This window comes from Acidithrix sp. C25 (genome assembly GCF_904848545.2).
The window spans coordinates 848,938-873,816 of record NZ_CAJHCI020000001.1; the positions used below are offsets into that span (position 1 = coordinate 848,938).

Genomic DNA, 24,879 nt, shown 5'->3' on the forward strand with positions numbered 1-24,879 from the left:
GCCAGATCTATCGCTCAAGCGCATCGTCGAGGGGAAACCTTGGGCGCAGAATCTTCATATTTTCAGAGTCGTTTACACCTACTAATAGACCGAGTGCTCGTAATCGCTCTTCGAGGTAACCTCTATTTTCAGTGAGCAAATAACTGTTTGCAGCAGGGTCTGCGTCGATGCTTAGTCCGTAACGACTCGCTATCTCATCGATAAACCTTCTGACAGTTAGAGTTCGAGGAATACCACTATTTGGGTCAATCAGTAGTCGATGTACAAATGTTTCCAAGAAGATGTCCGATGCAACTACTTCGCGTGCTACCTTGCTCTTCGAGTTGCCGTTACCTTTATTGCGGGTTTGTCGCCATATAATCATGGATGCAGTCGGCCCTTCGCCTTCATGTAGGAGGTCCTTCATTGCGCCAATCATCCTTTGAACCGTAGGCGTCGTGCCCATTAGGTCGGCTACAACTCGTCCTGCGCCTAAGGCTATGTGCTCCTCCATCCGATATAAACTTCCTAGAGGTTCACCGATCGTTTCATTCGAAACTGAGTCGAGGAATTGATCCATTCTCATTTCGATATAGGTATTGACCCTGTGGTTATTGTTTGTGAGAACTTCGCCCGCGGCTTCAAGTTTCTCTCTCGGGGTCTTTTCACTGAAATTGTCGTCGTCTCGTTTCAATTTGCTTCCACCACCAACTTCGCCAAGGAGGTGTTCGATGAATTGGAAGCCCTTTATCGCCGTCGTTGCAGATGCAATCTTTCGCGAGAGGTTCTCCCAAGAATTTTCGGCAAGTAATCGGATGGTTCTGTTGTCTCCACCTGAGCAATCAATAAAGACTGGGTAAGGAGCTTGATCGTCGTGGCTTAGTACCTCGCCGCTCATCGCCCATGTATTCATTATTTTGATGTACGAATTGAGCATCGCAAAGAGGTTGACGCCGATCATCATCTCAAGTGCGGCGGTGAATTCATTTCGGCTGAGATTCTTAGAGAAGTACCGTATGAAGTGGCGGAGGTCTTCTGAAAAGATTCGCCACTGGCGTTCAGTCACTACTGAAAACGGCTCAAAGGTCTTACCATTTGATGTCTGCTTATTCGGGAAACCACTTAAACACTGTGCGACCCTTACCTGAAGGAGTTGATCTATCTCTAGATCGATAGCTTCTGCTTCATCGATATCTTCGCGAGGATTTCCGGTGTTAGCAGCGGACCTACTCTCGTCTACCTTTATCGCCCGGGCAAATTTTGCTAAAAGTAAATTTGAGCCATAGTTGTTAAATGACTCTTTCGAGCTCGTCATTTGAAGGGCGTTTTTTATAAATGGTCGACTTGGTTTTCGGCTATCGCCCACTATCGCCGATACCGTGATTTCTGGGATCCCTCGAAGATGGGAAACTCGCTCCGGAAGGTCAAATTTGGCGGACATGAAGTGATTGGGAAGAGTTCGAATGATCGCGTGGTTAGTTCCGCGCCTATTTTTGGTGTTCTGAAATACCAGTCCGGATAGGGCATTCGAAATCACCCTGTGGGCAACCTTTTCATCGACTTCAACAGAGAAGTAGGCTCGATTCTCATCGGCAAGGAGCAGATCAGCGATATCATTAGCAGTTACCTTGTCCTTTCTCCCGCTCGAATCCCCTTTTGTGACAAATGAGGTTGTGAAGTAGCCTTTTCCAGGTCGCGCTCCAAAACGAAGAATGTAAAGTACTGCCGGTACAACGGCTTTTAGGTCAACATAGTTGAATTGAATTGGAAGAAGTGAATCAGCGTTTGACGACCACACTGCTCTCTCAAGCTTTCTGCCGAGGCTATCGCGTAGATTAGTGCGGATGTCCTTGGAAACTACCATATTAAACCTCGACCATCTTCAGTTGTGTAACTTCGTTTTTTAGTTGCGTGGATACTTTGAATACCTTTTCACTATCCTCGTTGTCTAGAACGAATAACTCTTTGATCTCGTGCATCTGTAGCTGTCGGAGGAAGATCCTGAGATTCGTCAATGACCCCCCGCCCCCGCTCGTCGGAGGAAGGTGAAGACGTCGTTGGGCATTCCTAAGATTCGTAAAAGTTTCTAAGTCGACAGTAAGGGTGGAAGTTGTCGACCGATCCGAATAACGGTGTCTGAGTATAACTTTATTGGGTAATTTTTCTAAGGAAGAATCGCTTTGAACATCGGCCATATTACCGAGTGATAGATCGAATTCGTCAATGGCTATCTCGGACCAAATGACCAATTCAATTGGATTTACGGTGTCGATTCTAAGTGGAATGTACCTCTGGTCCCTAAAAGCCTTACTCGGAAGATCGTCGATTCGGGCGAGTCCCTCTAGGAGTAGTTTAAGGAAATATTGAATGGCTGAGTGATCGCGATCAACTATGGCCCTAACCATCTTCTGATAGAGCGACGCCTCTATGGACCCCGACAATTCGTAGGTTAATCCAATCTCGCTAAATCTCGGGTAAAGGAACTCTGCGCGCCTGTAGCTCTCAATTTTCTCTTCGAACCGTGCACCTCTATCTAAAATCGGCTTGGGAACTAATCCTGGATCGAGCAGCTTGACCTCTTCGAAGATCTCGCCTTGAACAGTCTCACTCGGATATCGGATAGCCTTCCCGACTTCATTGACGACACCAAAGAGCCTTTCCGCCATCGGAGATGGAATGAGTTCTTCGTTGGACTGCAATTCTTTGCAAGAATAGGTTCCAAAGAGAACGAAACTGAGCCAACCTTTTAGAACTCTTGTGGTTATGTGAAACTTACCTCTAAGGTGAACGATCCTCGCTATCTCCTCTATCTTTCGAACGACGATATCGCCATTTTTATCGGTTTGACCACGCAGGGTTTGAACGGAGTTGAAAGCTGTACATCTGCTTTGTGCGCTGCATTCTCTACATGCATCCCATTTGTCGTCTCCATTAATAGGATCAACCATTTGCTTGATCATTTCGCTTAGAATACTTGAGTCGTTACGACCTTTATGGATAGAACCAACTAGCGATCTTTCGTTTAGATCGACGATCCAAGTGAAGCTATCAAAGTCCGATGACGAGTTTGTTTGGCCGTTTTCGAGGTACTCTTGGATGTACACGGCAAGATCTGCGAACTCGGGTTCGTCCCGATTATGTTCGACCCAAGTGTAAAGTGGGCCCGAATTAATTGCTACTATTCTGATTCCAGTGTACGGCTGAGCACCTTTGCTAAAGGGTTCAAAAAGCTCCTTCAATAGCTCCTGTGCCGACCTGCCTTTATGGGATGCTGAACCATCGAAATTCACGTACAATTCTCTGTTGCTGTCAAGTTCGCCAATGAAGATACGGTCTCGCGAGTTAAAGTTTCGGTCCTCTCCGTATATCTCTTTTAGTAGGTGCTGCAGTACGGCGGTCTTTCCGTCACCTGCGTTGCCAAGCAGGATAACTAAATTTTTTTCGCCACTTGTTACCTTTTCATATAGCTCATCATCTAACCGCGTGGGAACGTAAGTTTGTCTCGAAATCTCTTCATCTATGCCTCGTGTTTCGCTATTACCGAATCTTGAACCCGGATAGAAGCTGAGCAGATTCATTAGATGGTCGTTGTTAGGTTCGTACTTCGCACTCGCAATTTCGTCCAGTTCAACTATAAGTTGATTCAAGCACGCTTCGTAACTATCGATAGTCAGCGAAATTGACTGGGTAATAGACCTGTAGAGTGCGAAGAGTTTCGGTTTTGCACTCTCGATAGTAAGTTCGTTGGTGCTTTCTTGAAGATACGGAAATATTTCATCAAGCAATTTCTTGTAGCTCGAGATAAAACTGTTGAAGTCGTCGACTGGCAGATAAGTACCGTCACTGTCCTCCCGAAGTATGTAGTTTGCAGGGGTCAAATGATCTGGAATTGAAGGAGAATCGTCGATCGCCGAAAGGTCAATGAAGGTGGCAGATTTGTTGTTGACGATAATGTTTTGTTGGCTTACGTCTCGCAGTACGAGATTTTGACGGGAAAGCTCTTTGAGAGCTTTAAGTCCGAACTTCAGCCAAGTGATCACTAGGTTTTCAAATGACACCTTTGCATCGGCGGCAATATCTGACCAGATCTCGGGAACGTCGATTAGCGGAAATCCGTCGACATAGCTGCTAATTACCGCAACAGCGCTTGGATCTTGGTGTTCCTCAACCTCGTTTATTCGTTGTAGACCTTCGATGTCTAAAAGCGACGCTTTTCGATAGGCTGTCAGACTTCTAGAGTCTTGGGACGCGTGGTGAGGAACTCGCAAAACCACGCTTCGCTGGATCGAAGCCTTTTCTGTTTCGGCATTTGCGCGGAACGATATGTATTCGGAGCCATGTCCCAAGCGTGCTACGATTTTGTACCTTTGCGAAGGCTTGCTCTTTAGAGCAACGACTGTACCGTTGTCCCATAGGTCTACGGGGTCATTAATGTAGGATGGTGGAGCGGGAGACGATTTTGCTTCAGCCAGTGCCGAGAGGTCTTTGATGACTAGGTCAATATTCGCATCTTGATATGTGGCGTCGTTGCAAAGTTGCTGAAGGGCCATCCGGGCCAATTCAAGTTTTTCGTCACCGGTTTCGGTTCCCTGCTTCAAGACCGTGTCTAGCAGTATTTTCGCCATCGCATAGTTATCAGTTCGATCGGATGCCGCTAGAAGGCCTACTTCTCGAATGATCGGTGCCAAATATGTAGATGGTGCATACGATCCTTCCAAGACTTCGCTTGGCTGAATGCTAACGACCGTACTGTTTGGATCTAGACCGGCTAGTGCAAAGTCGTAGATTACAGGGAAGAGACCCTCGGTGCTGATGTAAATACTTTTAGGTGATAGGTTCCTATGCAACACCCTAACATTTGGGTTCGAAGGCACTTTTGTCTGATGGATCTCCGTTAGTGCTGTTAGGCACTCCTTGGTGAAGAGAATTCGCTCGTCCGTATTCAGATTAGAATACGACCTTTTATCTTCCAACGAGCGTTCGGACCTCATTGAAGCGATAGCGAATGTGGCTATCTCGCCCGGGTAGTCGGCCTGCGAGAATTGACTCACAATACGGGCGACGGACCTGCACTTTTGAAGATGCATGTAAACATTGGATTCCCGTTGCGCTAACGCAAGGCCATCCTTGACATCGTTACGATATCCGATATCATAGACGAAGAGAAGTACTTCCTCGCCCGAGCGGATTTGCTGCGCACGGAAAATCCGCGTAAAGTCGTGCGATAGACTTTTCACGAGAGAGTTCGCTTTAAATTCACGAAATCGCGGAATCCGTACATTCTTGATAGGGACTTTAGGAACAGGGCCCCTGTTCAATTGAGCAATAATACTATCAATCTGAGCGGAGTTAAACTTGCCCTTAGATGCTGATCGAAGTTCCTTTACGAGACTCTGTAGGTCGGTGATGATGATTTGGTCACTCTTGTGTATTGCGTTTAGTAATTTGAGATTAGCCGCGAAGACAAGGTGGGCTCTGAAAAATTCATTGCTTTTCTGGCCAAGTGACCTAAGTGCGTTATCGACCATTCCTTTCGCAATACGTCCCATGCTTATGGTCTGGTTTACTGCTTTAGCGACTAAGTCATCGTCTGTCCTCATCGTGTACTCGCTGAAACTTTTCAGCTCACAAATCCAAAGACCACATTCACTTATAATCACCATGTCGACGTTTTGAACGTCGTGACTACTAGGCGTCCTGTTGAGTTCATGATTGAAAAATACGGTCCAGTTAACCCCACGCTCTTTGGAGTCGGTTTCTAGTGCTTCCGCTAATGTTCGAAAAGCTCGTCCCTCAGAGTCGTTAGCTTGATCATAAAAGTTGTAATAGAAGTTCATCGTTTCGAAATCCTATCATTCGAGTGTTTGCCTAAGTTGGAAATATACGACGGCCTTTGATTATTATCAGCGGGGATTGGATGGAATAGCACTCGTTAAATGTGGATCAAATGATCCCATCGATCCGTTCCCCCAATTGAATTTGACGCTCAAATCCAGTTCTACCGCCTCGTGGTCACCATCAATTTCGTTGCTGATTTCGTCACCAACCATGGGATCGAGATTTACATGTTCGATTTTGGATCTAGGTGGCCGTCTCGATGGCAGTAGTTGCTTTAGATGAATTATAAGACAGCTAAGTTGATCTTTGTCCCGATAACAGAACATGGGGGAGATAGATGTCGCTCAGTCGTATCTTGAATGGAGATGCAGAGGTTCGCAACTTCTTCAGTAGCCTCAAAAGTCAACTAACCGATCGTAACGGATATCCCATGGCGCTGGCAGTTTGGAATTCCGAGATCAAGGTTCCAGAATTGGTGAATCCTTTGAAAGCGGAAAAGTGGGTACCGCATTTGACTATGTAGCACGTGCGCAAATTGAACGAACGGTTGGTGCTGAAAGAATAACTAATTATCCTTTGGCCTGTGAACTCGGCCTCGCCATGCTCATTGACGTGGTAGCGCATTCGGAGGATGCAAAAGTTATAGCTGATTCGATTCGATCAAACCTTTCCATCAACTGGACTAATAACGCTCGTCATACCGATAAGTTACGTGAAAATCTTCGCGCCAACATTATGCGCTCATCAGATTTGTAACGCGAAGAGAGGGAAAAAGGCCTCGCGCTCGTCTACAAGAATGATACGGCTGTCCTGTCGCTCTTGAATTTCCAATGGCAGCGAGCAATGAGCATACAAGCGAGTTTTGCTTCAGGATCTGGTTTCTTGCGCGAGTATTCGAACGCCGCACTATTCCTTGCAGAGCTAGATTCTTTCTACAGAACAGGATCGCCTTACGTACTTGACTACGCATTGCATCAACTCCAGGCTGAAGGTACTTCGAAAGGTTACCGGTATTTCTCGCAAAATTCTACGGTTACTGGCAGTGCCCTAGCGTCCAACGTTGAACAACTGGCGTGTTACTTCGAATCCTTTGCTCACTCAACCGAGATTGAACATGCTTGGCTGAATCCAAACTTTGGTAATTTGAGTGAAGTAGTAAAGGGAGCAGATGCTGATCTTATTTACGATGATCACCTGATTGATTTCAAGACTTATTCCAAGCTGAGCTATAAGCATCTTGATTGGGCCCAAGTCCTGGGATATGCCGCAATGGCGCAACACGTGGGAATGAAGATTTCCACCGTTGGCTTGTATTTTGCGAGATTCGATCTTTTAGTTACGCTCGAGTTGAATCGTACCTTGCAAGAACAACTGCCAATTTTCTTGGACGTAATTACGAGTTCCGCGTCCTACGATCTTGGTAAATAGCTTTATTCACTGTTATTGATCAATGAATTGGTTGGAACGGTATAACGATCGAAAAGGTTTCTGATGAAGGCGAAAGAGGCTCAACTGCTCAAATTTCTCAAAAAAGTCGAGCAGCTGCAGATACCGATTTATCAAAGAATGTATTCATGGACTGAACGTGAATGCCAACAGCTGCTTGAAGATATAATTCGTGCCGGAGACAGCGAGACCGACTCGGGTCACTTCATTGGTTCACTTGTTTATATTGAAGATGACGATAACACCCTCGCGGGATTTTCGCCCGTTTTGGTAATCGACGGTCAACAACGTCTTACCACCATCACACTACTCATTGCTGCTTTGGCAAAGGTTTCAGAGATGACTAATCTCCACGATGATGAATTGCTGAGTGACTTCACCCCGTCGAAGCTTCGAAATTATTATTTAGTTAATCCTGAAGAATCTGGGGAACGGCATTTCAAGCTGATCTTGACTCAAACCGATAAGGCCACATTGATAGCCGTAATTAAAGGTATTCAACTTCCAAATGATTACTCCATAAAAGTTTCTAGAAACTTTGAATTCTTCGAAACGAAGCTTTCTGAGATGAAGGGAGAACTTCGATCGGTAATAAAGGGCTTGACAAAATTGATGGTTGTTGAAATTGGTCTAAGCCATGGCCATGATAATCCCCAGCTTATCTTTGAAAGCATGAACTCCACAGGACGCGAGTTGAGTCAAGCTGACCTAATTCGCAATTTCTTACTTATGGGCGTCAAGCCGCAACTCCAAAAATATCTTTATGACCTCTATTGGCGTCAAATTGAGGTCGACTTTGGTCAGGAAGCATACGACCTTTATTTCGACGGTTTCATGCGTCACTTTCTGACTGTAAAGACTGGCAACATTCCACGTCAAGATAAGGTCTATGAAGTTTTCAAGACTTACGCTCGCTCGCCTCAAATCTCAAAGATGGGTGTGCCTACTCTGGTAAGTGATATTCGCTCGTACGCCAATTATTTTTGTGCAATGGCCCTAGGCACCGAGAATGAATCCGATCTCGCTAAGGCATTCCACGACTTTCGTGAATTAAAAGTGGATGTAGCCTATCCATTTTTATTGGAATTGTACCACGATTACCAAGCGGGAATACTTGCTAAGAGTGACCTCGTAGAGATTGTCCGTTTGGTTGAGTCATATGTATTTCGCCGTAATGTTTGCTCGATTCCAACTAACTCCATGAACAAGTCCTTTGCTACATTAGCAAAGTCGCTGAATAAAGAGCGCTATCTCGAGAGTGTCAAGGCGCAATTTCTGGCGATGCCGTCATATCGTCGCTTCCCAAATAGCGAGGAGTTTCACCGCGATTTTCAAACACGAGACCTGTATAATTTTCGAAATCGTAGTTATTGGCTGCGTCGTATTGAAAACGATGGTTCTAAAGAGCCAGTTTTAGTTGACTCCTACACCATCGAACATATCCTTCCACAGAATGAAAACCTTTCAACTGAATGGATTGATGACCTGGGTATAGATTGGAAAGTAATTCAGCAAAAGTGGTTGCATACGCTTGGAAACCTAACTCTTACGGGCTATAACTCTGAGTACAGTGATCGGCCATTTCTACAGAAGCGGGATATGAGTGGAGGCTTTGCCCAAAGCCCCATCAAACTTAATGCGGATATTCGCTACCTCGATCATTGGGACGAGAATGCCATTAAGGCGAGGGCTGGAAGGCTCGCTGATTTGGCAGTCAAAGTTTGGGAATTTCCCATTCTTCCTGCGAGTACGGTTGAACCTGATTCGCTAAAGCTACCGATGAGCGTCCATAATGTCGCTATAAATGATTTCCCCTTTAGTGGCAATACACGCGCACTATTTGATATTTTTCGGCGGGAGGTCTTGGCTCTTGACCCCTGTGTTATAGAGGAAGTTTTGAAATCGTATATCGCTTACAAAGCCGAGACTAACTTTGTGGATGTCGTGCCTCGTTTCAATCGTTTGGTGATTTTTCTGAATTTGGAGTTGCACGAAGTTAATGATCCGCGTGGCGTTTGTCGCGACGTGAGCGGTGTTGGTCACAACGGCAATGGAGACGTTGAAGTCGCCCTTGAGGCCGAAGGTGAATTGCCATACGTTATGGGACTTGTGCGGCAGGCACTTGAGATGCAGCTATGAAAGACTTTTGCTTACTAACACAAGTGATACGAGCCGTTAGTTCGGTTTCGCTATCCTACGATAAGCTTTCAGCTTCCTACTCCAGGAGTGTCCGCATCTAAGGGGCATTAGGTTTCGAGCGATTTGGCCCTTGCGTTTACTGCTGACGACGGTAGCTGTGTGGTCAGTTACTTTAGCTCCGACTCAATGTTTACATGTCAACCTGGGAATGAAGGTTTGGCCGAAGTGTTTTCGGGCGAAGGTTGAAGTGTTTGGGTTCAGGGGGGTGAGCGCAACGGTCGAGAAGAATCCACTGGTACTTATTTCAACCAGAGGAGTTGCATTGACCGCCCATTTGAATATCGAACAACGAGCAATCGCTCGGCGTCTTCGGAGCGAAGGTTGGAGCTTACGAGCTATCGCTAAACAGATTGGTTGTGGTCACTTCTGACATTGACGTCATGTTGCGTGGCCAGGCCCGAGAAGCTCGAGAAGTTATATGGGTTCCACACCCGTGGTGGACACACCATCTCTGTATGCAATGAGATCCTTTGTGGTCTGAGCCGTGGTGATTCTCTAAGTGCTATTGCCCGTCAACTTAGTCGTTCCCCCTCCACCATCTCACGAGAGGTTGGTGTCGACGGAGATAACTTAAACTATGCGGGTCTGGAAAGCACACTGGCTGCGCTTTTCGAATGTGCTAAGCGACCGAAGCAGCAGAAGCTGAGCTACGCACCACTAGCGAAACGTATCACGAGTGATCTTTGAAAGCTCTGGTCAACCGACGAAATCGCTCCGCGTCTCAGAAATAGAGTTCTAAGTGGTGCTGCGTATGCAACTTGGTCACGAGAGACAGCTATCTGTTCCTCTATGTGATTAGCAACCTCAGAGCTACGCAGGGAACTTGCTCGATAACTGCGGTAGGTCACACCACTTGTCATCCCCTGGGATCAAAGTGGCAAAGAAGAAAAAGGAGACACTTCATCGATGAGCCCTAGAGCTAACTCTTATGGATTGCCACCATAATTAGTTGCTTCATTCGCTGCTCTTGAACTCCAAAGTGAATTTCTTCTCATTTATGGCAATTGTGACCCCTCCATTGCAATATCCTATGGAAAGTTGTTAGGTGTCTACCAAATTTAGCCATCGGTGCGAATCCGTTCATTTCAGTTGCCATCCTTTCGCCAATGAAACTGCCGCATTCACAATTAAGGACCGCTGTTGAGGAGTTCTACGTGCTCCTACGACTACTAAATAGTGAGCGAAATCTCAACTCCGATAACCTTCCAACACTTCAACAGCTGCTTGAAGGTGATCTTCCTGAGGCTGGAGTTCACTTCTTATTCGAAGATAGTGAACTGCGCCGATGCGGAGATATATTACGGGTTGTAAATATTGGATCACACAGAGTTAGCGACGGTTCTAAGGCGAAGCTCAAGGATCGCCTTAGAACACATGCTGGTCCTAAAACACTCAAGGGTTCACATAGGTCGAGCATCCTTCGTCAATACATCGGAGACGCCATTGGGGGACAAGACCCTAAGAAGTGGGAGTTAGCAATGACTACTTGGGGAAGGGGTGGAAAGGTCCCCTCTAAGGATGTGAGAAACCACGAAATGGATCTCGAAGAAGAAGTTTCTAGGGTTATCAACGAGATGAGGATCCTAGTGCTTCCGGTTCACGATAGAGCAACTAGAGAGAGTGATCGAGCGTTCATAGTACAGAATGCAGTTGCGTTACTCGGCTGGGATCCATATGATCGTCCTAGCGGCAGTTGGTTGGGTAACTTTTCCTCAAACAAGCAGATTGCTTCGAACGGTCTTTGGAATATTGCTCACTTGCATGAACCCGTTTCTTCGCAATTTATAAGAGTTATAGATGGCTTAGTCAATGTAAATCAAAGTGGTGGCCCCATGCCTACATTCTCGCTTGCCCCATCTAACTGGAAGGGTTCGAGGTACATTGACTGAATTTAGCCGATCGCATGATATTCCTGTTCTAGCTGAGGCCTTGACGCGAAGATCGATCCCTATTATTCAACTTCCTAAATCCAACTTCTGGATTATTGCACAGTATCCCGTATATCTCCTTACGAGAGCGAGTTTCTAATTATTCTCGCGTTTTGCCGCCATGTTAATAATCCCGGTGAGTATCAGGATCGTTGACCAATCTGCCCGCTCTTAGCTTTTTCTTGGTCGGCCGTTTTGAGCGGTTTCACTCCTCAATTGTTCCTCGTCGCCGACAACATCTGTATCAGAGTCAACAGCACCTCTGTATCTTTGAAATACCGCTTCCAAAAGCCGATCTAAAGCTATCTAATCCCTTTAGATCCCAAAGCACTCTTTGCTTGCGTTATTTGGCTCTTTGCCATAGCCATTCCATCTTCGCCGGCCTATAAACAAAAATCAAGCTAGGTGACAACAGTCTTGGCAGAGAGGGACGATGAAATAATCGTTGCGAGAAACCGCGAAACCAGAGAGACTAAAACGGCTCAAAATGGCCAATTAACCATTAATCTGAAAGAAGGCAAATGCGTCAACTATCCTGACATTCACCGCTAGCGCGTACTTTTGACAATAACTTATTGCTTGCTATTTCAAATCGATACTTAGAGGTGATTTCACCACCTCTATCGACAGAGTCTGGTTGGCTAGTTTAATCACCCCAATTCAAATTAGCTTTGCGTGAATCCCCGTCGTTTTCATTGCGCATATCCTCCCTTGTGAATTCACTGATAGCCTGATCAATCTCATTGGATTAAGTTAGAGCCGGTCGGATAAGAAGAGGGGGAACAGTTCACTCAAAGAAATTTACCTTAGCTAGGAATTCACAATATCGATTGGTTATAATTGAGCGATGCGTGGGGAAATTTTCACGATTCCACTGGGGCTAATTCAAAAAGCCTATTCGAATTAGACGCATTGGCTCTATTCACGAAAGGTAGCGCCTCACCTTTGCTAGCAAAAAACGTTGAGACTATCAAGCGCTTACTTGAAATCGGGCCACGCGACGTTCTAGAACTTTTAGTTGAACTTGAGGCTATTGGAATTCTCGTCGACGATGTCTATCTTCGTACTCTTCCTGAACGCTATCCTGAACTGTTCCGAATCGACGCCGAGAACATTTGTTTGATTCAATCAGCGGAAGAAATTTCTGACATTCAATTCCAAAACCCATCATCCGAGCGATTAGTAGATCTTCCAGTTGGAAACGCGGAGGGGAATCAGCATTTTCCTCCTCTGAGTAGGTCTTTGAATTCCGTTCGGGATGTTGAACTAAGCCGCAAGATCGCTGAAAATTTCGATAAGTTTCTCGTTCAGCAAAGCAAAAGTGTTCGTGCATATCTTCTCGTTGCGGCGTCACGGGATCGTAAATATTTAGATTTCGATCTACTATTGCACAACGATCATTCGGATGTTGCTGCAAAAAATATTCGTTCCTCGTTAGAACTGCTGGGGAACTCGGAAGACGTCGCAAGGATCAAAGATCATATTGATTCGATTTCCCGAGAATGTGCTGTTGGGCACAGTGCTACCGCCGGTTTTGTAAAGCTCGAAGTTAGAAATGAAGAGATCGAATCCCAGATTATCCGGGACCCCAATCTTTTAGAAGATTGGACGCTCTTTGAGGAGCTTCTCGGTGTTAGTGGCTATCCAGCTCTCGGGCTACCTATCTCCCAGCTTTGTAGAGATCTACTTGGAGATAAATGTAACCATTCATCCGACATTAATTGCCTTATGGTCTCCTCTGGCTACATGATTGACGACGTTCTTTGCAATCCGGAGGCTTTGAATAAGTCCTTGATCAATCAACTAGTTAGATGGGGCCATCCGCTGGTTGGTGCCCTGAATGCAAAGAATGCAATAAGTAGGGAGGAGACTAACGAATTATATCGTGGACTCGATACGAACTCTAGTGCAGTTCGAGATGGCGAAGATAGCGATGACTTCGAGAAAGAGACTTTTGATAGTTATCGTTTGTTAGTTCGTTTATTTCACGAACATCTACCCGCAAGAGGTCGGGAAGTTCGCAGTTCACAGGTGACGATGGCGCTAGCAACCTATCATTCGATGAAGAGAAATGGTCGTGTTGCCATCGAGGCTCCCACTGGTACAGGAAAGTCTCTCGCCTATCTTGCTGCCGGTGGAGCGATCACAAAGTCGTCATCGCAATCCGCGGTAGTCGTTGCTACGCACACCAAACTTCTGCAGCGTCAACTGCGTCGTGAAATCGAGGTGATTAATGGAGCATTAGGCGCAAGCGAAGGTTTGAAAGTGCGCTTTCTATCTGGAACTAGCAATTATGTATGTGCACGTGAAGCAGCCTCCGTTCACCCTCTCAAGCAAGATAAACGCGGTGTATCGATTGCCCTAGCGATTGGGCTACGGGCACTTGGTCAACTACGCACTGGAACTTGGGATGAAGTAGCCGATGAATATCTTCGGCGCTATCTGCCGGGATATGAACAAGCACGACAGCAGCAGACCACTTCTTCTGCTGCATGCGAGAGGGATAGCTGCGAATATGCCACAATATGCCCCCTGCGTCAAGTTCTCGTTGGCATAAAGGAGCGTCCTGGGATAATCATAACAAATCACGCCATGGTGGCAAATTGGTTCGAACAGGACGAAAGCGAGTCAAATGGAGAATTAGGGGATGATTACGACAGTGAACAAGTCGGTCCCCTGTTAGGTAAAAATCTTCATCTCATCCTTGACGAGGCCCATGAACTAGAAGACTCGCTATCATCTGCGTGGTCAACTTCACTTGAACAGATCGCTGTTACTCGGATGGTGAATCGAGCCATACGTGCCTGTGATACCCTTATCGAAGTATTCGAAGATGAAAAATCCGACACAACTGGAATCGATCAGTCCACTCCCCTTGGCAGAGTTCAAAGTCTCAGGACTCTATTTTTGTCGCTAGAGGAGGTCAACGGACGATTATCAAACCTGACCAAAGACGTTCTTGCAATTTACGGACCGTCGGCGATGAGTGTTGCTATCGATGAGATCCTAAAAAGGTCGAACATTAAGTGGCCATTTCTAGATCGCGGAATCAATGAATTAAACGACGCTCTCAGCAGAGCCATTGAAAATATCAAGACGAGTATGAGCCTAGCCACAGCTACTCTTGGCGGTGATGGAAGTCCTTACGTTGGTAATGTCAGAAAAACTAGGGCGATTCGTCGCGCTCTTCGTTTGCTAGCAACAGTATCTCTCGAACTGGCAGACGTTCATATTCCAGCCGCAAAGCTCTTGTTGAGGGCGAATACTTCTATTGACAATGTCGTAGTTCTAACGCTTGAGGATGATAGCTATACGCAACAATCCACCTGGTCGATCAAGGTTACGCCGATCGACATCGACGTACGCTTTCCTAAGCATATTCTTGCGCGAGCCTCTTCGACGATTCTCACGAGTGCCACCTTACGCACAGAAGAAAACTTTGACTTTTTGTCCAGAACGTTGGGGATTAAAGTATCGTCGCAAACGGTCAACTCTGAACACAATCACCGCGAAGCGTACTATCGCGAACTAGCTGATATGGTCAAGACTACAGATGGCAGTTTCGCCGGAATTGCCCTTCCTTCACCCTTTGACTTTGCGAGTAATGCACTGACGATTTTCACGGGACACCTGACTCCACCTGCGCCAAGTTTGGAACGTCAGCTTATAGAAGACTTGGCAGAAGAGTTCATTGGCTTTACGACATTGACGCGAGGGCGAACCCTAGGCTTGTTCACTTCTGCAAAACGTTTAAGCGGAGTGCGTGAGATCTTAGAGGTGCGAGAAGCTGAACTAACCGAGCGCTTCGACGTTGAGTATCTTTTTCAACGGCGCGAGAACCTGAACTTTATACAGCAGCGATTTCGTGACGTGCGGTCATCGGTAGCATTCGGGTTACGCAGCTTTGCCACAGGATTTGATGTTCCAGGCCCTTCTCTTTCATTCCTTGCAATCGAACGACCTTACTTCCCTCCCCCAACCGACCCAATCATTAGTGCGCGTCAGGCTCGACTGAGAGATCTGGGAGGTGACGGTTTTTTTGATTACGTATTACCCAGGACCACCCTGCAGTTTGTCCAAGCAGTCGGCAGATTGATCAGATCTCGATCCGATCGGGGTGTAGTTTTGGTGCTCGATCGCCGCCTGCAGGTACCTGGTAGGACATCGCAGTCACTCAGGAGTTCTCTTCCTAGTGGCATGAATGTCATGGATACATCTACTAGGGCTGAGGCGTGGCGGGCAGCGATTAATTTCATCGACGGTGACGACGAGGACCTAGAGTTACACCTCAAAGAATTCGATGTCGATCGTAACGCTGATCTAGCTGATTTGATCATACATGAAGGAGAGGATTCAACTGAAAAGCTAGTAGCGGGTGCTCGGAGACTATTTGGCATTGAACAACTTGCCGAAGAACAACTAGAACTCATGAGAGCGATTCTTAGTGGAAAAGATGCGGTTGGATTGCTTCCCACGGGATTTGGCAAATCGATCTGTTTCCAACTTCCAGCGCTATTACATCCTCGACAGCTTCCGACAATTGTGGTCTCACCGTTGAATGCACTCATTAAAGACCAGGTTGATGAGCTCGTTGGTCGTCTCGGTCTACGAGGGATCAGAGCCCTGACAGGTAGCTCTTCAGCTACAGAACGTAAAACTTACCTACATGAGCTTATGTCGGGCCAGCTTCGACTTTTGTACCTTTCTCCAGAGCGCCTCGTTCGCGACCCAGCTCTTCACGGCGCTTTGAAGCATATTGAGATCGGTACACTTACCGTTGACGAAGCTCACTGTATAAGTAGTTGGGGTCATGATTTTCGGCCAGAATTTCGTCAAATCGCACCAGCACTGATTGAGCTTCCAAGGAGCACTCGTTTGGCTCTAACCGCCACAGCCAATGGAATTGTCGAAAACGATATCGTAGCCACCCTCGAATTAAACGATCCTTTAGTAGTTCGGGTTCCATCCAATAGGGCCAATTTAAGTTATTCGCGCATCTTTGTTGAAGATTCGAAAATGAGGATAGCGGAACTGCTACGACTTGTCGGTTATCACTACGAGCGCGGGGAAAGAATAGGAATAATCTACGTCCAACGTCGAGAAGAGACTGAATACCTAGCGGCGATTCTCAATCGTATGAAGTATCGAGCACGAGCATTTCACGCTGGATTACTTCCGGAGATTAAGGAAGGCGTTCAAGAGTCATTTTTCCTTGGCGCTACAGACATTGTCGTTGCGACCAAGGCGTTTGGAATGGGCATCAATAAGCGAGACGTCGCCTGGGTTGTTCACTACGGTATTCCCGAGTCGCTTGATGCGTATTCTCAAGAGTCTGGTCGTGCTGCACGCGATAAGTCGCTGACCGGCTTGGCAACTCTCGTATGGTCAAAGCAGGATATAGCTCGAAGATGGCGCCAGCTTGATTCTGCAAAAAATGAGCCAACAATAGTTGATCGCGCTCAGCGTCTTCTCGATACTATATCTAATGCACCGACTCGAGGACCTAATCATGTCGTTAGCGAAGACGAACTTTTGAGCCTTGACGATGAACTCGATAATAACGTTATCCTTGCCTGGCTTTCACGCGCCGACGTCGTAAAATTATTCCCCGACAGCATGGGTCGTGTTGCGATATCAAAGGGAATAACCGCTCCGGGCTCTCCCGCGGAGGAGATCGAATTTAGAACTCTTGTTCACAAGTTGGGTCTTGTGTCCGGCGTACGCCGCATACTTTCAATTGATGATATCGCAGCAAAATTAATCCGTAGCGCCGCTGAAATTGAGAATCTGCTGACGACTCTTACTCGTGATCGACTTCTGGATGTAACCACAACTCAACGACTTAGGACCATCCAAGTTATTCGAACAACGGTGCCTCGCAATAGGTTGGTTGAGTTACTTAGAGAGTGGAACAAGGAGCAGAGATCGCGCTTTTCTGAGATGGTTTCGTATGCCAACACTGACAAATGTCTTCGTGAGACCATCGCATTGGCCTTCGATTCGGCCCCTCCGAATTGTTTTGCGACAGTTACTCCAGAACTGTACTGCGACAACTGCCGCAGCGAAGTGCGTCCCTGGAAGTTAGACGACATCGGTAAGGTTCCGCTTCTAGAAGAAATATTCAACTTCGATGAAACAATCATCGGTATTGTCACCTGGAATTCTCATCGTTCAAATCCGCTCTCCGAAAATAGCTTGGTCGAAATTCTCCTCGGGAATAGCGAGGGGAGCAGAAAAGTATCTCTCGGTGAATCAGCATTTTTCGGTCTATATCACGACGTGCCAAATGCAAAATCGACGATTCAAAGACATATCACCGGATTGATCGTTGGCAAAAAGATCGTTCGTCGATCTGTTAGTTTTGAAACAAAAAACAGTGGCGTAGTACTGTACGGGACACTTCTACTAAATGACACTGTTTAGTGATCTTGAAAAGTTGAAAGTTTATGAATTCAAATAGTATTCGAAGGACGACGTCGACACTTACAGTTGAGTTCGATTCAAATCTGGTTCGAAGCGGGATTGTAAGCATCCCTAGATCTTCGGATTTATTAGAGAAAAACAGTAGCTATCCTGCCGTACTTCCTAGCGGGACTTTGATAGGCAACGCTCTAATCAAGGGTAACCAGGGCATCATCGATATACGTGAAGTACTGACATACCTTCAGGATGAACTCAGAAGCGGAGAATTATTTTCTATTGGATTGGAGGACTCTCGCCTAGTCATTACCCTCTTCCCGGGAGAAGATAGTTCAAGACCCAGGCGCCTACCTACCCGCGACGGCAAGTCTCGAAATACCCGAAATGGCATTTCAGATACTATTCCTTCGGACGGCGAGTACATAAGTTTCGAAGAAATTGAGAATCTTTCTATTGATCAAAAAAGGCTCGAGTCCTTTGTCGGATCTCAGCACTTCACTGATATTACGCACGAGAATGTCCTAGTCCGAGCAGCGATACCACCGCATCGTTCAAGCGTCGAGAAAATTTTCGAGGAGATAGCAGAAATTGCAGTTGATATTGAAGATCGACCATATTCAAATCTTCGATTATCGGAGTTGATCGAGGTAATTAATCGGGCTGACGGCATAGAGGACCTTGCGAAGATTTTAGTGGAAGCGCAGCGACGGGACGCATCTCATGAGTCGACGATTGAAGAGAAAATCAGGGAGTGGATTCGCAATAAGGACGTTCGAATTGGCGGTGGGGATGCCGCTAACGCAAGTAAAAATCTACTCAATCTTCTTTGGGAGCAGATCGAACTAGAAAAACTTCGCCTCGACGTTGATCAACTGCTTCTCGAACCACTAGACACTTTAGAGATCGATCTCATGCCTCACCAAATTGCCGCGGTTCAATCTGCCCTTGGTCCAATGAACGGTAAAGCAATCCTTGCTGATGAAGTTGGACTCGGTAAGACTATTGAAGCCGGGAGTATCGCTCATATTCTTATCTCACGAGGTGATGTTCGACGAATCTTGATAGTTGCGCCGCGTACCCTACGCATCCAATGGTGCGAGGAGATGCAATCGAAGTTTGGAATTTCGATACTCGATGCAACTAATAGCGAGCTTATTCACGAGTACCGTCGTAGAATTTCATCAGCAAAGTCCGACCACAAAATACATGGCATCGTAATGACCTCCCAGATGCTAGGACGAAATTTAAATGATGTTGCAGCGCTTCAACCCGACCTCGTAATAGTAGACGAGGCACATAGGGTGGCAAAAGGTGCGTCAAAGTTCAGAGAGCAGATGCAAACGTTGATGGCTACGGCTCCATACGCGCTCTTCCTTACCGCTACGCCGGTACAAAATAATCTCTTAGAACTCTATAATCTGGTTGAACTCCTTCGACCTGGGACATTCGGTACTCAGCAAAGATTTCGATCCCGCTTCGTAGCAAGTGATGAGCGAATTCCAAAGGAAAATAGCCTCGACGAGTTGCGACAAATACTTAAAAAAGTCCTCGTTAGGTGGACTCGCGCGCAGGCTGGACTCGATTCCGTAGTCCGTATTCCTGTTGACTACCCAATCTCACTTGATTCTGAGGAGCTCGAACTATACCAAGAGATCTTCCAAAGGGCCGTTAGGCTATATGGAAGCTATGAAGCGAACCGGCGAAGCGTCGTAGCAAGATTTCTATCGGAATGCTTCGCCCGCTCTCCGAAGGCTGCACTTGCGAGTCTAATTCGTCTTGCCGAGCGTCATCCATTTGATAAGCGTGAAGTGGAAAAGCTCGAAATGCGACTCGCATCGACTCTAATCTCATCGCGCGAAAAGGTACTTCTCAAACTGGCGTCGGATTGGATCGCTGAACACGGCAAAGTCGTAATTTTTGCACAGCACGTTGGTGTAATTGACCGTCTTCGACAACTCTTCGAATTAAATGGCTTTTCAACTAGCCTTTTCCACGGAAAGTTGTCTTCAACGGCACAAGCTGCTGCTCGTAGGGAATTCCAGAGTACTACTCAAGTCTTCCTATCAACTGATGCTGGCGCCGAGGGTATTAACCTTCAGTTTGCAAATTGCATTATCAACTACGATCTTCCGTGGAATCCAATGACCATTGAGCAGCGTATCGGGCGCCTACATAGAACAGGACAGACTCGGTCGGTCAATATTGCAAACTTCTTTGCTCCTAACACCTTCGAAGCCCACCTGTACGAACTACTCAACCAAAAACTTCACCTTTTCGAGTTGCTATTCGGAGAATACTCGACGATTCTCGGTGAAATTGACTGGAAATTCAATAGTTTTTCCGAGGCTATAACCTCTTTAGCAGTCACTTCGGGAGAGGAACAAGAGCGCCTTGCCGTGAGTGTAGGTGAGCAGCTTGAAGAAGCCCATCGAGCACTCCAAAGCGACAAGCGGGATGAGTCTGCGCTCACATCATGGTTTTCATTGAATGCTCGCAGGCAGAGTCGCGAATCTCTCCATGGAGCTGAGGTTCTGGCTCCGTCTGCAAGTCGAGAGTTAGCTATGGAGATACGACATCGTTATATCCGCGCTATCAACCAGTCGCTACTCGCTGCTGGCGCCCAAATTACCCACACTGAGATCGACGAAGTCTTGATCGAGGTTTCACTCCCTCAGGAATTTGCATCTGCTATCTCAAAAAACGGTACTAGAAGGGCTCAATTAGCACTGGTCCCAGAGGGACTGAGGCGACATCCGTCGGCAATACCTGCAGGGTTAGGTTCGCAGTTTTTACGTGCATGGAGTTCATATTGCCGTAGCCGTTTAAACGGAATCAAACTTGATCTGCAAAGCGTCAAAATTGACCCAGATACATTATCGTTTCCTCATTCCGAACGTATTACTCGACTCCGACGGGAAGTCGAGGTGCAGTTTGTTGAATTCGGTAGTCTTTCGCAATGGGTTTGGCAACCGCGAGATGGAAATCCGATATCGAAGACAATTGTCAAACCAGATAAATACGCCGAGATATTATCTCAAAAGAGGGAAGCTAAGCCCGCACTCACGTTGGCGGCTAACCAAGCTACAAGTGGCCCCAGCGCAACGATACTCGTCGAATCGTTAGCTTCGTCACAATCGGAGATGATGTCAGAGATTGAAAACGATGCGGTTCGAAGGACGATAGATATTTTGGAGGCGACGAATGAAGAGTTGATTGCCCTGAATGACGCCTACAAAACAGCTAAGGAGAATATACGCTACGACACTGAAAGTCAAGTACGCGTTGCTCGACTCGACAAGCAGATTTCTGCAAAGATGGCTCAAGCAAACGAACTAAAGAACAGACGCCACTCGGCGAATGGCGAGTTGGTCCGAGTCTTTGAAGTGGCAATGCAGCGTCTTCAGTATCGAATAGTCGATACCTGGATAACACCTCAGGGCAATGAGATCCGTAGTGAGGTGAATGTACTACCCCGGTTGGCTCAGTTCGACCTTGATGCCCCTGACTACAGCGCGACGATCAACGGTCGACAGGTTAAAGAACTCGACGTCTGCGACTTTGAGCACATCGGTGACATAGTCAATATTTGGGAATGCGCCAACTGCGAATTACATCACTGCGCAAGTTGCGAAACTTCCATTAACTTTTGCCCCCTTTGCAATGAATACGTCGGCGATGAATGCTGGAGAAGTAATTTAGACCTTTGCGTAGGGTGTGCGCCAGAGCAAGTTTCTGTTGACGAAGCCACAGGACTTTTTACCTACACCATTCGGAGCGGAGTCGTTGTCGCAGGCAGTCGATCCCAGCTCGTATTTTTATCTTCAGGTGAAAAGGAACCGTTGGCGGAACGACTCTCAAAGACCTTTCACTGGTGGAGCGTGGAGCCTGAATGGAACATAACTGACGACGAAGCTACTCTCGTAAGTAGCCCTGGCAATTCGAGCATTGTTCCACCTCTCTTGAAATGGGTTGTCGATAGCTCACGTGGGAAAAAGTCGGTCGAACGTGAGCACGATCGATTTCTAGAGTGGGCAGCTGAGAACTTTTTGGAGCCTCAATATCCCACCGTCAAGACTGCGTGGAGTCCAGTATCCAACGGTGCCTATGTGGTGATCTTCATTCATCGAAGCACAAAAATAGTGATCGATGTCGTATCGACGAATGAGACAAATAGTGAAGAAGAGGTAGAGGCTCCCCCAAAAAATTTGCAGTTTGAAGAGTTGCCTGCGTTTAGTACTGATAAAGATCTTAAGGGATTCTCCTCTAAAAAACTTCATAAATGGATACTAGGTAAAGTTGACAACTCACTGCCGAGTCGAAGATCACGTTGGAGACATCAGAGCCAAGGTTTGATGATTCGGATTGATAAAAATTCATTGGAAGTTACTCCCTTTTCTACGATTGACGATCAGATAGAGTATTTCGAAGCTCATTCAATCGCCGTGCTTGGTCCTGCCCATTATCTCGCTGTTCAAGCTGACTACTTTAAGCATGAGAATAAGCTTGACGAATCTGTACCCCTGGATGGATACTGCATCTTGCACTTGAACGGCGTCGGCGTTTTGGTAGTGAGAGTTGGGGCGGTTATAAAATTATTTATTGACACCGAGATTTCTGACAATGACTTTGATATTGCGCTAAGACTCGAAAAACTTGGAAGTTTAGCCGGGATCGAGGATGCCCCATTAAGGGGAGTTGATGTTCGCCGTAATACCCTTCTCCAAGATTTGCATTTAGAGTCGACCCAAAGATATCAGGTGCGGGAAGTCGATCGCACGGCGTTTGTACGAAAGCAAGAGCCGGGCCGAACGTCCTACGCCAAAATAACCAAAGCAGATTTAGATGCACTACTAGGAGAGCTAAATCAAACGTCGATACCAGATGATGAGTTTCGCATTATAGGTGAGAGATTAGGTCTGGACCAGGGTGGAGTAAAGATTGAAATTGAACGCCTACGGATGATTAATCAACTTGCAGAGCGAAACCTTTCACACCCATACGCCGTGCTTGAGCGGTGCGAAAGACTCAATGTTGAATTCACTGAAAATGACGGTGGGTCTATTCAGCGACGGATATCGGAAAGTTTGGTAGGGCCAGATGACACTGAGGTATGGAAGGGCACCTTGTGTGGCGATGATCATCAGGCATACCCAAATGACCGTTGGTGGTGTGATCGCTGTACGAAGTATCACTGCCCCACCTGCGATCTTGTTTCTATAATCTGCAAAGAGTGTAAAGCTGTATCCTGTGCTTCTGACGGTGTTGGCTTGATTAGCTCTCTACTCCTTAATCGCTCTTGCGAACGTTGTGGTTCAATCAAGTGCAGTAAATGTGGTGTCTCTCCGGAGATTTCTATTTGCAGCATCTGTTTTCGTGATTGCTGTTCACACTGCAGCAGAGGGGGTAGTATCTGTTTTACTTGCTTGGAAGCCCCTGAAGAGGAATGGATACTACCTGAGTCGATCATTGAAAAGCTCATTGGACTTCGATTTGAAGTTCGAACTCAGTTACTTCCCCCACGAAAAGGTCTCGAAAGTGCCGAAACAGTTGTTCTCGCATCAAACTCTTGGCGAACGGAGCGATTTATTCTTCGGGACGGCCTGCTTTATGAGTGGCGACTTCTTTCAAATTCAAGTGATTACACAACTCGAAAAGCCCTCGAACTTTACGTTGGTGGCGAGGTGCGGATTAATCGTTTGACGATGAAATCTCCTACCAATAGAAATAGTGAACAGGTTTTGATCAAGCAAGTCGATTTGCACAGTATTGCATCAATATCGTTTGGAACGGAATTAGAACCTAATTTATCAATGAGGATGGATATCTTAGAAGGAAGTAACTTTGACCGCGACACAGTCCTGTTGCTTGGCTTATGCAGTGAACTGGGATTGAGTTCTGCTGAGGAACCAGAGCACGCGCGACACTTAATCGACCAACCATCGATCTTCGAAGCGAAACTAGAAATGGGTAATAAAACCATCTTTCAATTCGTCATAACAGTGCAGATTAATGTAGTAACTGCTTCTTACTTTCTCGATTCCGTTGGATTCCTGTTAAATAAATCAGTTACTGGTGTTGATTCGGTTTCAAATTTTGACGAATCGATAGAAAGACGTTTTTTGTTTATTGAGAGAGGCACTTCGGCTTCACGAGAACTTGCTATCGTGTCCACTGACTTGTTTGAGGTCAATCTTTTTCGTCATGGCCGAGCCTTTCGAGTTAGTCTCCGCTTTAGAGACGGCAGTACGTCCGAGAGAATCATCGGCAAGGATTTAATCGGACAATTTAGAGAAGAGATGGCTAATGAATACGGACTTTCTAGTGGTACCGATGTAGTTTTTACTCCTTTGCCTCCTTCCTTGCAACTTTCGGACATGCCATTGTGCGCTAAGCGTGTTGCTCGGCAATTTACGATTGGGAAGGTCGAAGTACTTTCACCGGTCCAGGAGCATCCTTCAACCTACATTGATTTGGGCAAGGATAATGTTCCCTTCGTACCTTTCGATCAAGAACAGAAGACCGTGGTGGCTTTGGGGCATACTACTGGCATCGACGACCGAATGGAAAAAAATTCAGAAGTTGCCGCCGCTTCGCTTCTAGAACGTTTTCCATTCAACCAACGATATAGTGTGGCGGTTCGTCAAGAGTACCACGTGATCTATTCGTCACTCTTTAGAAGAACCGAGGTTCAAGTATACTGCTACCCGGGAATTCGCAATGGATATGTTTTTGCCTACGAATCTGGTGAAGGTGACGAAGGACGCTGGGTTACCTCATTTGAACTTGAAGGAGGTAGGACGCGTATTCCGACGACACTGAAGGGATCGTTCAACTGATTTAGGACATGAGCCCAATAACATGAACTCGTTATTAAGCTCATCGCATCGTTTCACTCACTGCCAAGAATTCCACGGTGTCCAGGAGGTAATTTCATCTTTTTTCCAATAGAACACTGGGCGGTTTCAAGTGGTCAGCGCAACGAGCTGAGCAAGTTTCTCCACTGGCTTGTGAAATCCTAAGGCCTTTCTCGTCCGATCATTCAAGCTTTCGTAGTTACGTTTCAGATCCG

Annotated in this window: 10 protein-coding genes and 1 pseudogene; 8 read left to right on the forward strand and 3 right to left on the reverse strand. The window is 46.4% G+C overall.

Annotated elements, in window-relative coordinates:
• Nucleotides 1-7: 7 nt before the first annotated feature.
• Nucleotides 8-1,843: a methylation-associated defense system protein MAD7 family protein gene (locus tag ACIDITHRIX25_RS90225; protein WP_201732560.1), complete on the reverse strand. Its 1,836-nt coding sequence runs from the start codon at nucleotides 1,841-1,843 to the stop codon at nucleotides 8-10.
• Between the two features lies 1 nt (nucleotide 1,844).
• A complete protein-coding gene (locus ACIDITHRIX25_RS90230) occupies nucleotides 1,845-5,816 on the reverse strand; it encodes a serine/threonine-protein kinase (protein WP_201732561.1) in 3,972 nt (1,323 codons plus the stop codon).
• A gap of 445 nt (nucleotides 5,817-6,261) precedes the next feature.
• On the opposite strand from ACIDITHRIX25_RS90230, the gene ACIDITHRIX25_RS90235 reads away from it, so the two are divergent.
• The 5 genes and pseudogenes from ACIDITHRIX25_RS90235 to ACIDITHRIX25_RS90255 all read left to right on the forward strand — a co-directional run.
• The gene (locus ACIDITHRIX25_RS90235) at nucleotides 6,262-6,573 is read left to right on the forward strand and encodes a hypothetical protein (RefSeq protein ID WP_201732562.1); all 312 of its coding nucleotides are present in this window, start codon (nucleotides 6,262-6,264) and stop codon (nucleotides 6,571-6,573) included.
• Nucleotides 6,574-6,660: 87 nt separating this feature from the next.
• Complete coding sequence (locus ACIDITHRIX25_RS90240) at nucleotides 6,661-7,245, forward strand: hypothetical protein (protein ID WP_201732563.1); 585 nt, start codon at nucleotides 6,661-6,663, stop codon at nucleotides 7,243-7,245.
• A 63-nt stretch (nucleotides 7,246-7,308) separates the two neighbouring features.
• Complete coding sequence (locus ACIDITHRIX25_RS90245; protein WP_201732564.1) at nucleotides 7,309-9,402, forward strand: DUF262 and DUF1524 domain-containing protein; 2,094 nt, start codon at nucleotides 7,309-7,311, stop codon at nucleotides 9,400-9,402.
• 265 nt (nucleotides 9,403-9,667) lie between these two features.
• Nucleotides 9,668-9,832 (forward strand): helix-turn-helix domain-containing protein, encoded by a 165-nt coding sequence (locus ACIDITHRIX25_RS90250; RefSeq protein ID WP_201732565.1) that lies wholly within the window; start codon nucleotides 9,668-9,670, stop codon nucleotides 9,830-9,832.
• A 77-nt stretch (nucleotides 9,833-9,909) separates the two neighbouring features.
• A pseudogene (locus ACIDITHRIX25_RS90255) lies at nucleotides 9,910-10,014 on the forward strand (helix-turn-helix domain-containing protein); the annotation flags it as partial.
• A gap of 95 nt (nucleotides 10,015-10,109) precedes the next feature.
• On the opposite strand, the gene ACIDITHRIX25_RS90260 reads toward ACIDITHRIX25_RS90255, so the two are convergent.
• A complete protein-coding gene (locus ACIDITHRIX25_RS90260; RefSeq protein ID WP_201732567.1) occupies nucleotides 10,110-10,322 on the reverse strand; it encodes a hypothetical protein in 213 nt (70 codons plus the stop codon).
• A 246-nt stretch (nucleotides 10,323-10,568) separates the two neighbouring features.
• Between ACIDITHRIX25_RS90260 and ACIDITHRIX25_RS90265 the strand changes: the two genes are divergently transcribed.
• From ACIDITHRIX25_RS90265 to ACIDITHRIX25_RS90275, 3 genes are all read left to right on the forward strand, one after another.
• On the forward strand, nucleotides 10,569-11,351 hold the full coding sequence (locus tag ACIDITHRIX25_RS90265) for a GIY-YIG domain-containing protein (RefSeq protein ID WP_502756198.1): 783 nt from the start codon (nucleotides 10,569-10,571) through the stop codon (nucleotides 11,349-11,351).
• 984 nt (nucleotides 11,352-12,335) lie between these two features.
• On the forward strand, nucleotides 12,336-17,813 hold the full coding sequence (locus tag ACIDITHRIX25_RS90270) for a RecQ family ATP-dependent DNA helicase (RefSeq protein ID WP_201732569.1): 5,478 nt from the start codon (nucleotides 12,336-12,338) through the stop codon (nucleotides 17,811-17,813).
• A gap of 23 nt (nucleotides 17,814-17,836) precedes the next feature.
• On the forward strand, nucleotides 17,837-24,646 hold the full coding sequence (locus tag ACIDITHRIX25_RS90275; RefSeq protein WP_201732570.1) for a DEAD/DEAH box helicase: 6,810 nt from the start codon (nucleotides 17,837-17,839) through the stop codon (nucleotides 24,644-24,646).
• Nucleotides 24,647-24,879 lie beyond the last annotated feature (233 nt).